Origin of the sequence: Bradyrhizobium sp. CIR48 (assembly GCF_014198315.1) — a bacterium.
Classification (GTDB): Bacteria; Pseudomonadota; Alphaproteobacteria; order Rhizobiales; family Xanthobacteraceae; genus Bradyrhizobium.
In genome coordinates this window covers 315857-329489 of sequence record NZ_JACIHG010000009.1, presented here as the reverse complement: position 1 = coordinate 329489, position 13633 = coordinate 315857, and the positions used below count along the sequence as shown (strand labels likewise).

Here is a 13633-nt window from a genome sequence, read left to right as displayed (position 1 = left end):
GAGTCTTCGCAAAACAACTCCCTGTGGTGATGGGTCCCGGATCTGCGCTGCGCTTGTCCAGGACGACAGCTAGGGTGGGGCGACAATCACCCCCTCATTGCCACGCAGATCCAGTACACCTTCAATGCGCTCGTCCTCGCGATCCAGGAACGTTGACAGCAGTATACTGCTGCCGAAACGAATCGCACTCGTCGTCACCGCGACGGGATCGGGGCCGAGATTGAGCGCCACGATCACCGCCTGCCCCTCGGCTTCGCGGCGATAGATCAGGAGATCGCCTTGTGCCGCGATCGGATGATAATCGCCGGCGACCAGCGGCGGACTGCTCTTCCGCAGCGTGATCAGGCGCTTGTAGAGGTTGAGGATCGAGCGCGCATCGGCTTCGAGATTGACGACATTGTCGCGCACATAGTGCTCCGGCAGCGGCAGCCACGGCCGCGCCGCCGAGAAGCCGGCGAATTCGGTCGCATCCCACTGCATCGGCGTGCGGCAGCCGTCGCGGCCGACACCGATGCCGGGCACGTTCTTCTCGAAGGGGTCGCGGACATCCTCCGGCGCGATCGCCACCTGGTGCATGCCGATCTCGTCGCCGTAATAGAGCGTCGGCGTGCCGCGCAGCGTCAGCAGCAGCATGGCGGCGACGCGGGCCTGCTCGGACCCGACGCGGCTTGCGACCCGCGGGCGGTCGTGATTGCCGAGCACCCAGTTCGGCCAGGCGCCGCGCGGCAGCGCCTTCTCGTAATCCTCGATGATCGTCTCGATCGAGCGCGCGCTCCAGAAGGTCGAGAGCAGCGCGAAATTGAACGGCATCTGCGCGCCGGTGAGATCGTTGCCGTAATAGGCCATGAGACGGTGCAGCGGCAGATAGATCTCGCCGATCAGCACGCGGGCTCCGAATTCATTGGTGACACGCCGCATCTGCGAGATCACGTCATGCACCTCCGGCTGGTCGGTGGAGTATTGCGTCATGATCCTTTCATTCGGTGGCCGTCCCTCGACGTAATGCGGATTGGGCGGGTTGTCGCGGAATTCGGCATCCTTGATCAGGTGCCAGATCACGTCGACGCGAAAGCCGTCGACGCCCTTCTCAAGCCAAAACCGCATCACGTCGTAGATCGCGGCGCGGACGTCGGGATTGCGCCAGTTCAGGTCCGGCTGCTGGGCGAGGAAGGCGTGGTAATAATATTGCCCCGTGGTCTCGTCGAACTGCCACGCGCTGCCGCCGAACTCGGACAGCCAGTTGTTCGGCACTCCGCCGTCGGGTGCCGGATCGCGCCAGATGTACCAGTCGCGCTTGGGATTGTCGCGCGAGGCGCGGCTCTCGACGAACCAGGGATGCTGGTCCGAGGTGTGGTTCGGCACGAGGTCGAGGATCAGCTTCAGGCCGTTGTCGTGGGCGGCCGCGATCAGCGCATCGAAATCTTCCATCGTGCCGAACAGCGGCTCGATGCCGGTATAGTCGGCGATGTCATAGCCGAAATCTTCCATCGGTGAGGGGAAGATCGGTGACAGCCAGATCGCATCGACGCCGAGCGATTTGACGTAAGGCAGCCGCTGCAAAATGCCGGCGAGATCGCCGACGCCGTCGCCGTTCGAGTCCTGAAAGGAGCGCGGGTAGATCTGATAGAAGATGCCGTCGCGCCACCAGTTTTCGTTGCTCTGAGCCATGCGGGAAGACCACCCATAATCTGCGTCTTGCGCGGGAGAACGCGACAACACCGCCCCGGTTCGAATTGGCAGGCCAATTGGGACGGCCGTGTGACGATTGTTCCCGGCCGCGGCGGCGAATCTTTTGCTTGGCGGCCTGGCAAAAATCGGCATTGTGGCGCCATGACCGAGCAAAATAACAGCCAAGACTCTTCGCAAGCCAAGGCCGGCGCGATCATCGTTCCCGTGACGCTATTCGAGCAGAACTGCACCATCATCTGGGACGAGCCCAGCAAGAAGGCCGTGGTGATCGATCCCGGCGGGGACGTGCCGAAGATCCTGGACGCGATCAAGCAGACCGGCGTCACCGTGGAGAAGATCTGGCTGACCCACGGCCATATCGACCATGTCGGCGGCGCGGCCGATCTGCGCGATGCGCTGAAGGTGCCGATCGAGGGGCCGCATGAAGCGGACAAGTTCCTGCTCGACAATGTGGTCGAGAGCGGCGCACGCTTCGGCATGACCGGCGTGCGCAATTTCGCGCCGGACCGCTGGCTCGCCGAAGGCGACAGCGTGTCGATCGGCAGCTTGCAATTCGATATTTTCCACTGCCCCGGCCACTCGCCCGGCAGCGTGGTGTTCTTCAACAAGGAGCTGCGCTTCGCTCATGTCGGCGACGTCCTGTTCGCCGGCTCGGTCGGGCGCACCGATTTGCCCGGCGGCAGTCACGCCACGCTGATCAACTCGATTTTGACAAAACTGCTGCCGCTCGGCGACGACGTCGGCTTCATCTGCGGCCACGGCGCCGGCTCCAGCATCGGCCAGGAGCGGATGACCAATCCGTTCATCACCGGCGAGATGTGAGGTTTATTCCGCTGCGTCCACAAGCGTGGCGGTCTCACTGAGGTGACGATCGCCCCATTCGCGGATCGCCGCGACTACGGGCACGAAGCTCTTGCCCTTGCGGGTCAGGCGATACTCGACCTTCGGCGGCACCTCGCCGAAATCCTTGCGATCGATCAGGCCGCTCGCGGTCAGGGCCTTCAATTCACGACTGAGCACGCGCGGGGTGATCTCGGCGCTGCCTTCCGCGCCGCGCAAAAGGCCGCTGCGGATCTCGCCATAGCGGCGCGGGCCGTCCTTGAGGTCCCAGACGATGCGCAGCTTGTACTTGCCGCTGATCATCTTCTGAAAGGCCGCGACCGGACAGGTGCGCGCCGGGTTCGCCTTCGCCATGTCGTCTCCTCCACGCGTTAGCCACGCCTCAGGATAGGAGCGACGTCGAAAAAGTCCATACTATCAATTTTGTCCATACTTGCAGGATCGCTTGCAAGCCGCAGATGATGACGCACACGACGAACAGGGAGCGTCACATGAAGCACTTCATGATCAGATATGAATTCAGGAACGGTACGACGGAGGCCTGGCACCAGGAGGTCAATCGGTTCATCAAAGCGATCGACGGCGATCCCGAGCTGAAAGGGCGGATTGGCTATCGTGTCCTGAAGAACCGCGACGACGGCAGCTATTTCCATCTCGCCAGCGTCGCTGACGATGCCGCGCAAAAAGCGCTGCAATCGCGCGACTTCTTCAAAGCCTATCAGGAGATGACGCGGAAGGTCGCCGGCGGCGAGGTGACGGTGACGCCGATCGAATGGATCGGTCAGACGGCCTGAACTACTTCATCAGCCCCGCGGCGGTCAGTGCGCGCGTGATGATCTGGCCGAGATCGAAGCCGCGAGCCTCCTCGCGCGTCGGCTCGGCCGGCTGTTCGGCGACCGCGGCGCGGATCGAGCGGGCGAGATGCGGCGCGGGCGTCAAGGCCGGCTGCGCGGCAGGCTTGCTTGTAGACTTGCTGGTAGGCTTGGCCTCCGCCTTTGCAGCATCTGCAATCCAGCCGGTGAGGCCGAAGAACTTTGCGATGTGATAGGACGAGGAAATACCGGCCTCGATCAGGAATGCGCCTTCGACGCCATAGCGCTGGTCGTTGTCGGCAAGCCCGAGCGGCGTGCCGTGCGCCATGTCGGTGATGGCATAGGACTCGACCAGCGTCTCGCCGTCCTTGCCCCACCACGCCTGGCGCGGATAGCCGTCGACATTGGTCTCCGCCATCGGCGCTTCCGGCAGATCATGCAGATCGAGCCACTGCTTGACGATCTCGTTGGCATTGCCGGGATTGACGGTGCGGTCGGCGCTGCCGTGCCACACCGAGATTTTCGGCCAGGGGCCGCGATAATCCGAGGCATTGCGCACGAGATCGCCGAGCTCGCGCGCGGGACGCACCGGGGAATGAAACATGCCGTCCAGCGCCTCGCGCAAATTCGAGGCGATGCCATAGGGCAATCCGGCAATGACCGCACCGGCTGCGAAGACTTCCGGATAGGTCGCGAGCATCACCGACGTCATGCCGCCGCCGGCCGACAGGCCGGTGATGAAGATGCGCCTGGGATCGATGCGATGCGCCTCGGCCATGTGCGCGATCATCTCGCGGATCGAATGCGCCTCGCCGCTGTCCCGCGCCGTATCTTCCGGATTGAACCAGTTGAAGCAGGTGTTGCCGTTGTTGATCCGCTGCTGCTCGGGCATCAGCAGCGCGAAGCCATAGTGCTTGGCGAGCGTCGACCAGCCCGCGCCGAGATCGTAACCGGCTGCCGTCTGCCCGCAGCCATGCAGCACGACGACCAGCGCGCGCGGCTTCTGCAACTGCGCCGGCACGAACGCGAACATGCGCAAGGCGCCCGGGTTGTCGCCAAAGCCGGTGACCTCTTGCAATGGACTGGACGCATCCGCGCTGCGGCCGAGCTCGGCAAAGCGCAGACCGTCCAGCCTCGGCAGACGTCTCAACAGATCAACATTTTTGGCTAACGACACGGCAACTTCCTGGTGGGCGACTTTCAACGTTCAGCCAAACCAGATAGTTGCTGCATTGCAAAATAAAAAGACCGTGCGCTGTCCATCCACGAAAATCACGGGAAATCCCGCCGAAATCCGCACCTATTAACCGCAATGCCTCAACTTCATGCAGATGCGCGATGCATCCACGACAGAAATGCGGCGCAGATCAGGATTAATGTCACAAACAGCGCAAGCGAGACCAGAAATCCTGCGCGCGCTGATTGCAAGGCATCGACGGCGAAGAATACCGCGCCGATTGCGGCCACTCCGGCCGCATTTCCGATCTGCGCCGTGGTGCCGTAGATGCCGGAGGCCGAGCCTGCGGCGACGGGCTTGACGGTCGAGAGCACCGCGCCGGAGAGCGGCGCCATCACCAATCCCTGGCCGTAGCCGAAAATGATCATGGCGAACGCCAGCAGAAGCGGCGATGGCGCATCGATACAGGCTGCAACAAGCGCGAGCGCGGCGAGGCCTGCGATCTGCAGCGCGCAGCCTTCGATCAACACCTTGGTGCCGCGATGACGCGCCCGCGCGCCGCTGTGGCGCGAGGCCACGACGAAGGCCAGCGCGAGCGGAATGAAGGCCATGCCGGCCGACAGCGGCGGGATCTTCAGGCCGCGCTGCATGAACAGCGTCATGACGAGGTAGAAGGAGAGATTGGCAAGGAAGAAAAAGAAGGCGGCGCCAAGCCCGCGCAGGAAAGCGGCATCCGCCAGCAGCGTGAGGTCGATCAAAGGCATGCCGCCGGCACGCGCGACTGTGTGCTCGAGCTTCAGGAACGCTACGAGGACGGCGCCGCCGATCGCCATCACGGCCCACAGCCAGGGAGCCCAGCCGACATCGTGACCAAACAGCAGCGGGCCGATCAGGCACAGCAGCCCCGCGAACAGGACCATGCTGCCCTTGATGTCGAGCCTCGTCCCTGATCGCCGCGGCACCGACGGCATGATGCGCCAGGCGGCAGCCACAATGACGAGGCCGCAAGGAACGTTGACGAAGAACACCGAACGCCAGCCGGTGCCGGCAAGGTCAATCGTCACCAGCAGACCGCCGAGCAGGAAGCCCGCGGCACCGGCCAGCCCCAGCACGATGCCGTAGATCGCGAAGGCGCGGCTGCGCGTCTCGTCCGTGAACAGGAGATGCAGCGTCGCCAGCACCTGGGGCACCATCAGCGCCGCGGTCGCGCCCTGCGCCAGGCGGGCGATGATCAGCTCCACGCCGGACCGCGCAAGCCCGCACCACAGCGAGGTCGCCGTAAAGCCGAGCACGCCGACCAGGAAGATAGTCTTGGTGCCGTGGACGTCGCCGAGCCGCCCCCCGGTGACGACAAGCGTGGCGTAGGCGATCAGGTAGATCGCGATCACGGATTCGATCTGCGCCGGCGTGGCCTGCAGATCGACCGCAATGGTCGGAATGGCGACGTTCACGATGAAGGCATCGACGCCGAACATGAACTGGGCGGCCACGACGATGGCCAGCACCCACCAGCGGCGGGACGAATCGATTTGTTGTGTGACGATCTGATGCATCGGCGCGTAACCCTGGATTACGGTGCCGATGATTTCAGGTCTCGCGCGGTGTCACGATTACCTCGGAGGTAGGATTCGCGTGCTTCGTTCGAGGCGCGGCTGTTTCGCCTCTCCCCGCTTGCGGGGAGAGGCCGGAATTCAAACGCAGTTTGAATTCCGGGTGAGGGGGAGCTTCCGCGAGTCACACTGCCACCGAAATTGCTGAAGTAGCCCCTCACCCCAACCCTCTCCCCGTAAGCACGGGGAGAGGGAGAAGACTCAACGCACGCATGCCTGCATTCCGCCGCGCGGGACACCGCGCGATTGCGTTCGCGGCCTCCGGCACGTAGCTTCACCGCCTCAACAAACAGAAAATCAAAGCCGGAGAGAACGCCATGGCGCGCCTGAAGTTCGGAGCCTTCCTTGCCCCGCATCACCCGATCGGGGAGCATCCGATGCTCCAGTTCCGGCGCGATCTCGACCTGGTCGAGCAGCTCGATGCGCTCGGCTATGACGAGTTCTGGTGCGGCGAGCATCATTCCTCGGGCTGGGAGATGATCGCCTCGCCCGAGATGTTCCTGGCTGCGGCCGGCGAGCGCACCAAGCGGATCAAGCTCGGCACCGGCGTGGTGTCGCTGCCCTATCATCATCCCTACAATGTCGCCCAGCGCATGGTGCAGCTCGACCACATGACCGGCGGTCGCGCCATCTTCGGCTCCGGCCCCGGCGCGCTGGCCTCCGACGCACACACGCTCGGCATCGACCCGATGACGCAGCGCGACCGCCAGGACGAGGCCATCGGAATCATCCGCCGCCTCTTCAACGGCGAGCGCGTCACGGCGAAGAGCGACTGGTTCACGATGAACGACGCCGCGCTGCAGATCCTGCCGTTGCAGGAGGAGATGCCGTTCGTCGTGGCCTCGCAGATCTCGCCCTCCGGCATGACGCTGGCCGGCAAATACGGCATCGGCATCATCTCGCTGGGCTCGATGACGACGCAGGGGCTGATGTCGCTGCAGCAGCAATGGCAGTTTGCGGAGGACGCCGCGAAGAAGCACGGCAACAAGGTCGACCGCGCCGACTGGCGCGTGCTGCTGACCTTCCACATCGCCGAGACCCGCGAGCAGGCGCGCAAGGAAGCCGGCGCCGGGCTGATGCGCTGGCACAACGAATATAATGTCGGCACGCTGCAGCGGCCGGGGCTGACCGCGTTCTCCTCGCCCGACGAAGCCGTGGACAAGACCGCCTTCGTCGAGGGCGCGGCCTCCACCATCGGCACGCCCGATGATCTCGTCAAAACCATCAAGAACGTGATGCAGGTCTCCGGCGGCGTCGGCGCCATCATCGGTTTCGTGCACGACTGGGCCAATCCGGAAGCGACGCGCCGGAGCTGGGACATGGTGGCGCGCTACGTCGTGCCGGAGATCAACGGCTATATCGACGGCCTGCGCAGGTCGCAAAAATTCGTGATCGAGAACCGCGCCATCTTCGAGCGTGCGGGCCAGGCCGTGATGGCCAAGATCATGGAGAACGAGAAGGCCGCCGAGGCGCTGAAGATGACCGGCCCAGGCCGAGTCGCCATCCCCGCCGTCAATGCGCCGGATCTGCAGAAGGAGGCGGCGAAGCGATAGGGCACACTCCACTCGTCGTCCCGGGGGCGCGCGTGGAGCGAACCCGGGACGACGGCCGTGGGTGTGACGATTTTGTGCGCAAGACGACCGCAGCTCATCGCGGCCGGATCGTGCTATGTTCGCGGCGCCTGCCAACCGGAGCAATCGTCATGTCGATGCAGAATGTGGCCGCACCGGCGCCCGACTATACCGCGCCCAAGCGCAACGCCTTGACGCACATTCCCGGCGACGAGGGATGGCCGATCATCGGCAAGACCTTCCAGGTGCTGGCCGATCCCAAGGGCCACATCGAGGCGAACGGCGCCAAATACGGCCCGGTCTACCGCACCCATGTGTTCGGCGAGACCAACGTCGTGCTGCTCGGGCCCGAGGCCAACGAGCTCGTGATGTTCGACCAGCAAAAGCTGTTCTCCTCGACCCACGGCTGGAACAAGGTGCTCGGCCTGTTGTTTCCGCGCGGATTGATGCTGCTCGATTTCGACGAGCACCGGCTGCACCGCAAGGCGCTGTCGGTCGCGTTCAAGTCCGGACCGATGAAATCCTACCTGGCCGATCTCGACCGCGGCATCTCCGCGCGGGTCGCCCAGTGGAAAGCCAAGCCCGGCGAGATGCAGCTCTACCCCGCGATGAAGCAGCTCACGCTGGACCTCGCCGCAGCGTCCTTCCTCGGCGCCGATATCGGGCCGGAGGTCGACGAGATCAACCGCGCCTTCGTCGACATGGTCGCCGCCGCTGTCGCGCCGATCCGCCGTCCCCTTCCGGGCACCCAGATGGCCGCCGGCGTCAGGGGACGCAAACGCATCGTCGCCTATTTCCGCGAGCAGATCCCGCTTCGCCGCGGCAATCACGGCGGCGATGATTTGTTCTCGCAGCTCTGCCGCGCCACCCATGAGGACGGCGCGCTGCTGTCCGAGCAGGACATCATCGACCATATGAGCTTCCTGATGATGGCGGCGCACGACACGCTGACCTCGTCGCTGACATCCTTCATCGGCGAGCTCGCCGCCAATCCGGACTGGCAGGACAGGCTACGCGCGGAAGTTCTCGCGCTCGGGCTCGCGCCGGGCGCGCCCAGCAGCTTCGATGATCTCGAAAAAATGCCGCTGTCCGAGATGGCGTTCAAGGAGGCGCTGCGGATCAAGCCGCCGGTGCCTTCGATGCCGCGCCGCGCCATGCGCGATTTCACCTTCAAGGGCTTTACGATTCCCGCCGGCACCGCAGTCGGCGTCAATCCGCTCTATACCCATCACATGAAGGACATCTGGCCGGAGCCGGATCGCTTCGATCCATTGCGCTTCACCGAAGAGGCGCAACGGGGTCGCCACCGCTTCGCCTGGGTCCCGTTCGGCGGCGGCGCGCATATGTGCCTCGGGCTGCACTTCGCCTACATGCAGGCAAAATGCTTCGCGCGGCACTTCTTGCAGAACATCGAGGTGTCGCTGGAGCCCGGTTACAAGCCGGACTGGCAGATGTGGCCGATCCCGAAGCCGCGGGACGGGTTGCGGGTGAGAGTGCGGGCGGTTTAGCCTCACGTGTCCCGGACGCGCGAAGCGCGAGCCGGGACCCAGAATGCTGCGATCGAGTAGGTGGAGAGATGGGCCCCGGCTCTGCAGCGTACCGCACCGGACGATGCTTCGCATCGCCGGGGGCGCTGCGCTGCGTCCGGGGCACGAGATCTCGTAGGGTGGGCAAAGGCGCAGAGCGCCGTGCCCACGATTTGCCGCTGTGGAACGGGTTGGTGGGAACGGCGCGCGAAGAGCGCGCCTTTGCCCACCCTACGGCACCGTCTCCGTCGCTTACGCCCCCTGATCGAATGCCTTGCGCAAGGCCACATAGCCCTGCTGCTGCTGGCTCCAGTTGCGGCCGCCGGTCATGGCGCCATCGACGACGAGGTCGTGGCCGTTGATAAAGCTGGATTCGTCGCTGGCCAGGAACACCGCGGCCTGGGCGATGTCATCGGGAAGGCCCGCGCGCGGGATCGGCTGCGCGGTCTTGTAGACCTCGCGCATCACCGCCGGCGTCTTCTCCGCAGCATCGGTCGAGAGCCCGAGCGCCTTGCCGAAAATTCCGGTCGCGATCGCGCCCGGCGAGATCGCGTTGACGCGCACGTTGGACTCGCCAAGCTCCATCGCCACGCATTTGGTGAGATGGATCACCGCCGCCTTGGCCGCGCTATAGACCATCGAGGATGAGAAGCCGGCGAGGCGGCCGGCGATGCTGCCATTGTTGATGATGCTGCCTGAGCCCTGCCTCTTCATGTGGGGCGCGGCGTGCTTCATGCCGAGCATGACGCTGCGAACCAGCGTCGCCATCGCCGCATCGAAGCGCTCGACCTCGAGGCCTTCGACGCCGCCGGTCTGCGCCGGGCCGCCGGCATTGTTGAACAGGCAGTCGATCCGGCCGAACTTGTCCACGGCGAGCGCGATCAGCGCCTGCATCTGTGCTTCGACCGTCACGTCGGTCTGGCGGAAGATGCAGTTGGCGCCGAGCTGCTTGGCCAGAGCCTCGCCCTCCGGTAGACGCCGCCCCGCGATCACAATTTTGGCACCTTCGGCAACGAAGACTTCCGCAGTGCGCAATCCGATCCCGCTCGTCGCCCCCGTAATCACCGCAACCTTGCCGTCCAGCCTGCCCATGGAATGTTCCTGTTTTCGAACGATTTGATGCCAAATGGCGAACATCGGCCGCTGCCATTGCAGCGGTGGCCACTATCTCTGCCTGTCTGCGGCAAGGCAAGCTATGCTTGCGCGGACGGGATGCGTAACATCCTGATGGGCCGCTCGATTTTCGAACGCATATCGCAACTGGGCTGCGCATGGGGAAGCTGATCGAGGAATTCCGCAGGGGTTGGCAGGGTGCGGCGCCGCCATCGCTTGGTCTGAGCATTGCCTTTGCGGTGGCCTGCCTGCTGATTGCGACGCTGACGCGCTGGGCCCTCGCCCATGTGCGGCCCGACGTCTACTTCACCCCCTACTTTCCGGCCGTGTTCTTTGCCGCCGCGTTCGGGGGCTTCCGGATCGGAATCGTGACCGCGCTGGTCGGCGGCATGCTCGGCGTCGTCGTGAATTTCGGCGATGCCTTTGCCGATCGAGCGCGGTTTGCCCTGCTGGCACTGTATTGGGCGGTCTGCGCGCTCACCATCTGGGGCGTCGAGCACTATCGCACGATGCTCGCGGAGCAGCGCCGGATCTCCAAGCGCCTGATCGAGGAAGAAGAGTATCGCAAACTGCTGGTCGACGAGCTCCAGCACCGGCTCAAGAACAAGCTGTCGACGGTGCACGCGGTGCTGCACCAGGTGCTGCACGACCACCCGCAGGTCTGGGCCCGGGTCGATCCGCGGCTGCGCTCGCTGGCCGCGACCGACGATCTGATCTCGCGGATCGACAAGGCCGGCTGTGACATCCGCGACCTCCTGATCTCGGAGCTCGGCCCCTACGGCCATGTCCGCTTCACCCTCAATGGCGATCGACTGTTCCTGCCGCCGAAGCTCGCGGTCACGCTGTCCTTGATGTTTCACGAACTCGCCACCAATGCGGGCAAGTACGGCGCATTTTCCGCGCCGCGCGGTCTACTGCAGGTGTCATGGACCGTCAGCGACGACCGCCTGATCATCACCTGGGACGAGACCGAGGGTCCGAGTGTGGATGAGGTGTCCGAGCCCGGCTTCGGCACCAAGCTGCTGAAATCGGCACTATCGTCCTTCGATGGCAGGACCGAGATCTCTTACTTGAAGACGGGGCTGCATTGCATCATGCAGTGCCGCATCCCCCGAAGCGAATAGCATCGCGCGTCAAGCGAAAGCCGGCCCGCGTGCCGCCCGCAGTTTCGCACGCGCTGTTGACCCTCTGTTAATGACGATCGTCGGCGCGCGTCGCAACGCCGCAAGTTTCCTCCAAAACACCCCCGTATTTCTCCTGACCCCTTAACCAAACTTAAGAGGGAACCACGCAAGATCGCGCCCATTGCAAAGGCGCGCTGAAACAACAAGATTCATGACTTCTATGAACGACAACCAATATTCCGGCGCGACTGAAGCCGAGCTCGGTTTTCTCAAGGAAATCGTTAGAATGCTGCCGGCCGGTCTGACCGTGCAGGATGCGCATGGCGAGCTTCTGCTGGTTAACGATGCCGCGGCAGCGCAGCTCGGCATGGACGGCAGCCGTCCCTCACCCGACCTTGCGCCGCGCCGCGAAGCCTGCCGCCAGGCACTGAGCGCCGGCCAGGCTGTCGTCACCGAGGAGGCGCTTCACGGCGGCGCCGCGCGCCAGGTACTGCTCACGACCCATCGTCCCGTTCGCCTCGCCGGACGCGAACTGCTGATCTCGGCGTCGTCCGACATCACCGAGCAGAAGAATTTCGAGGACCAGCTGTTCCGCTCGGCCTATTTCGACGAGCTGACGGGATTGCCCTCGCGGCGCGTGATCGAACATCACGCCAACAATCTGCTGGCGGAGAATGGCGGCGGCGAGCGCTTCGCGCTGGCCTTCCTCGACGTCGACAATTTCAAGCACATCAACGACTATTACGGCCACGCCGTCGGCGATGCGCTGCTGGTCGAGCTGTCGAAGCGGCTCGGGCGCGACTTGCGCGATACCGACATGCTCTCGCGCATCTCCGGCGACGAATTCCTGCTGCTGCTCTCCCCGATCCAGAGCCAGGAGGAAGTCGCCGAATTCATGCAATCGACGCTGGAGCGGCTGACGGCGCCGTTCTTCATCGACCATTCGGAACTCTTTGCCTCCACCTCGGTCGGCATCAGCCTCTATCCCGATCACGGACGCAGCTTCGAGACGCTGCGCCAGAATGCCGACATCGCGATGTACCGCATCAAGAACGACGGCAAGGGATCGGCAGCCTTCTTCGATTCCAGCATGGAGCGCGAGGCGCTGGCGCGGATGAAGATCGAGCAGTCGCTGCGGCTCGCTATCCTGGAAAAGCGCTTCTGCTGCGCCTTCCAGTCCAAGGTCGACATCCGCACCCAGGCGGTGAAGGGCATCGAGGCCCTGGTCCGTTTGCGCGACGACGAAGGCGTGATCCAGGCGCCGGGATCCTTCATCAATCTTGCCAGCGAGCTCGGCCTGATCGACGAATTGACCCATCTCGTGCTCGCCGAAATCGTCAAATCGATCGACCTGATCAACGAGACGTTCGGCGCGGAAGCGACCATCAGCATCAACGTCGCGGCCAAGCAGGCCGGCAACCCAGAATTCATGCGCAGCTTCGCGCGGGCGCTCGACGACACCGGCTTTCCGCAGCGCTTCATGATCGAGGTGACCGAAGACGCCTTCGTCGCCAAGAATCATTTCCAGGACGAGATCCTGCCGATGTTCCGCAAGCTCGGCGTCGGCATCTCGATCGACGATTTCGGCACCGGATATTCCTCGCTCTCGGCGCTGGCCGACATCACCGCGGACGAGATCAAGATCGACCGCTCCTTCATCACCGACATCCATAAGCGCCCGCGCAGCCAAGGCATCCTGCGCGCGATCGAATCCTTGAGCGAAGCGCTCGGCATGACCGTGATCGCCGAAGGCCTCGAATCCTACGAGGAGCTCGCCTATCTCCAGGCCGCGACCAAGATCCGCTACGCGCAGGGCTATTACTTCTCCCGGCCGATCTTCCTGGAGGAGCTCAAGCTCGCAACGCCCGTGTCCAGCGAGTCGCGCGCCAGCATCGCAAGCCGCCCGCACCAGCAGAACCGCCAGGGCTATTCGCGGGCGAGCGGGTATCGAAGGTAGGGTGCAAGCGGGACAACATTACCGCTGTCGTCCCGGGGCGCGAAGCGAACCCGGGACCCATCACCCCAGGGCGTGTTTATGGAGTAAGCTGCCAACTCCGAATGTTCGCCAAACTATGCCATGTGGGTATGGGTCCCGGATCTACGCTTCGCTTGTCCGGGACGACGACTGAGTATGGGGCGCCTCGCGACCGACCAATTCCCCCTTTGAAATC

11 protein-coding genes are annotated in these 13633 nt (G+C 64.1%); 6 read left to right on the top strand and 5 right to left on the bottom strand.

Annotated elements, in window-relative coordinates:
• Positions 1 to 69 precede the first annotated feature (69 nt).
• A complete protein-coding gene (locus tag GGD66_RS27625) occupies positions 70 to 1668 on the bottom strand; it encodes an alpha-amylase family glycosyl hydrolase (RefSeq protein ID WP_183259569.1) in 1599 nt (532 codons plus the stop codon).
• Positions 1669 to 1830: 162 nt separating this feature from the next.
• On the opposite strand from GGD66_RS27625, the gene GGD66_RS27620 reads away from it, so the two are divergent.
• Positions 1831 to 2511 carry an MBL fold metallo-hydrolase gene (locus tag GGD66_RS27620; protein WP_018319513.1) on the top strand — a complete coding sequence of 227 codons (681 nt, stop codon included), beginning with the start codon at positions 1831 to 1833 and terminating at the stop codon, positions 2509 to 2511.
• Positions 2512 to 2514: 3 nt separating this feature from the next.
• Here the strand turns inward: GGD66_RS27620 and GGD66_RS27615 are convergent, their stop codons facing one another.
• On the bottom strand, positions 2515 to 2883 hold the full coding sequence (locus GGD66_RS27615; protein ID WP_092251556.1) for a helix-turn-helix domain-containing protein: 369 nt from the start codon (positions 2881 to 2883) through the stop codon (positions 2515 to 2517).
• Between the two features lie 137 nt (positions 2884 to 3020).
• Here GGD66_RS27615 and GGD66_RS27610 point away from each other — a divergent pair, with 137 nt between their 5' ends.
• Positions 3021 to 3323, top strand: a complete 303-nt coding sequence (locus GGD66_RS27610; RefSeq protein ID WP_246784272.1) for a hypothetical protein — start codon at positions 3021 to 3023, stop codon at positions 3321 to 3323.
• A 1-nt stretch (position 3324) separates the two neighbouring features.
• On the opposite strand, the gene GGD66_RS27605 is transcribed toward GGD66_RS27610, so the two are convergent.
• Together GGD66_RS27605 and GGD66_RS27600 are read right to left on the bottom strand one after the other, a co-directional pair.
• Positions 3325 to 4518, bottom strand: coding sequence for a PHB depolymerase family esterase (locus GGD66_RS27605; protein ID WP_183259567.1), 1194 nt, complete (start codon positions 4516 to 4518; stop codon positions 3325 to 3327).
• Between the two features lie 146 nt (positions 4519 to 4664).
• Positions 4665 to 6071 (bottom strand): MFS transporter, encoded by a 1407-nt coding sequence (locus GGD66_RS27600; protein WP_183259566.1) that lies wholly within the window; start codon positions 6069 to 6071, stop codon positions 4665 to 4667.
• Between the two features lie 374 nt (positions 6072 to 6445).
• Here GGD66_RS27600 and GGD66_RS27595 point away from each other — a divergent pair, with 374 nt between their 5' ends.
• Positions 6446 to 7681: an LLM class flavin-dependent oxidoreductase gene (locus GGD66_RS27595; protein ID WP_183259565.1), complete on the top strand. Its 1236-nt coding sequence runs from the start codon at positions 6446 to 6448 to the stop codon at positions 7679 to 7681.
• A 149-nt stretch (positions 7682 to 7830) separates the two neighbouring features.
• Positions 7831 to 9207, top strand: coding sequence for a cytochrome P450 (locus GGD66_RS27590; protein WP_026202195.1), 1377 nt, complete (start codon positions 7831 to 7833; stop codon positions 9205 to 9207).
• Between the two features lie 270 nt (positions 9208 to 9477).
• Here the strand turns inward: GGD66_RS27590 and GGD66_RS27585 are convergent, their stop codons facing one another.
• Positions 9478 to 10317 carry an SDR family NAD(P)-dependent oxidoreductase gene (locus GGD66_RS27585; protein ID WP_183259564.1) on the bottom strand — a complete coding sequence of 280 codons (840 nt, stop codon included), beginning with the start codon at positions 10315 to 10317 and terminating at the stop codon, positions 9478 to 9480.
• Positions 10318 to 10496: 179 nt separating this feature from the next.
• Here GGD66_RS27585 and GGD66_RS27580 point away from each other — a divergent pair, with 179 nt between their 5' ends.
• Both GGD66_RS27580 and GGD66_RS27575 read left to right on the top strand, forming a co-directional pair.
• Positions 10497 to 11462, top strand: coding sequence for a sensor histidine kinase (locus GGD66_RS27580; protein ID WP_018319505.1), 966 nt, complete (start codon positions 10497 to 10499; stop codon positions 11460 to 11462).
• Between the two features lie 220 nt (positions 11463 to 11682).
• A complete protein-coding gene (locus GGD66_RS27575; RefSeq protein ID WP_183259627.1) occupies positions 11683 to 13419 on the top strand; it encodes a bifunctional diguanylate cyclase/phosphodiesterase in 1737 nt (578 codons plus the stop codon).
• The last annotated feature ends 214 nt before the right edge of the window (positions 13420 to 13633 follow it).

Excerpts from the sequence above, each read along its gene's own strand:
- GGD66_RS27625 (WP_183259569.1), bottom strand. The coding sequence starts at position 1,668 with ATGGCTCAGAGCAACGAAAACTGGTGGCGCGACGGCATCTTCTATCAG.
- GGD66_RS27620 (WP_018319513.1), top strand. The coding sequence starts at position 1,831 with ATGACCGAGCAAAATAACAGCCAAGACTCTTCGCAAGCCAAGGCCGGC.
- GGD66_RS27615 (WP_092251556.1), bottom strand. The coding sequence starts at position 2,883 with ATGGCGAAGGCGAACCCGGCGCGCACCTGTCCGGTCGCGGCCTTTCAG.
- GGD66_RS27610 (WP_246784272.1), top strand. The coding sequence starts at position 3,021 with ATGAAGCACTTCATGATCAGATATGAATTCAGGAACGGTACGACGGAG.
- GGD66_RS27600 (WP_183259566.1), bottom strand. The coding sequence starts at position 6,071 with ATGCATCAGATCGTCACACAACAAATCGATTCGTCCCGCCGCTGGTGG.
- GGD66_RS27595 (WP_183259565.1), top strand. The coding sequence starts at position 6,446 with ATGGCGCGCCTGAAGTTCGGAGCCTTCCTTGCCCCGCATCACCCGATC.
- GGD66_RS27590 (WP_026202195.1), top strand. The coding sequence starts at position 7,831 with ATGTCGATGCAGAATGTGGCCGCACCGGCGCCCGACTATACCGCGCCC.
- GGD66_RS27585 (WP_183259564.1), bottom strand. The coding sequence starts at position 10,317 with ATGGGCAGGCTGGACGGCAAGGTTGCGGTGATTACGGGGGCGACGAGC.
- GGD66_RS27580 (WP_018319505.1), top strand. The coding sequence starts at position 10,497 with ATGGGGAAGCTGATCGAGGAATTCCGCAGGGGTTGGCAGGGTGCGGCG.
- GGD66_RS27575 (WP_183259627.1), top strand. The coding sequence starts at position 11,683 with ATGAACGACAACCAATATTCCGGCGCGACTGAAGCCGAGCTCGGTTTT.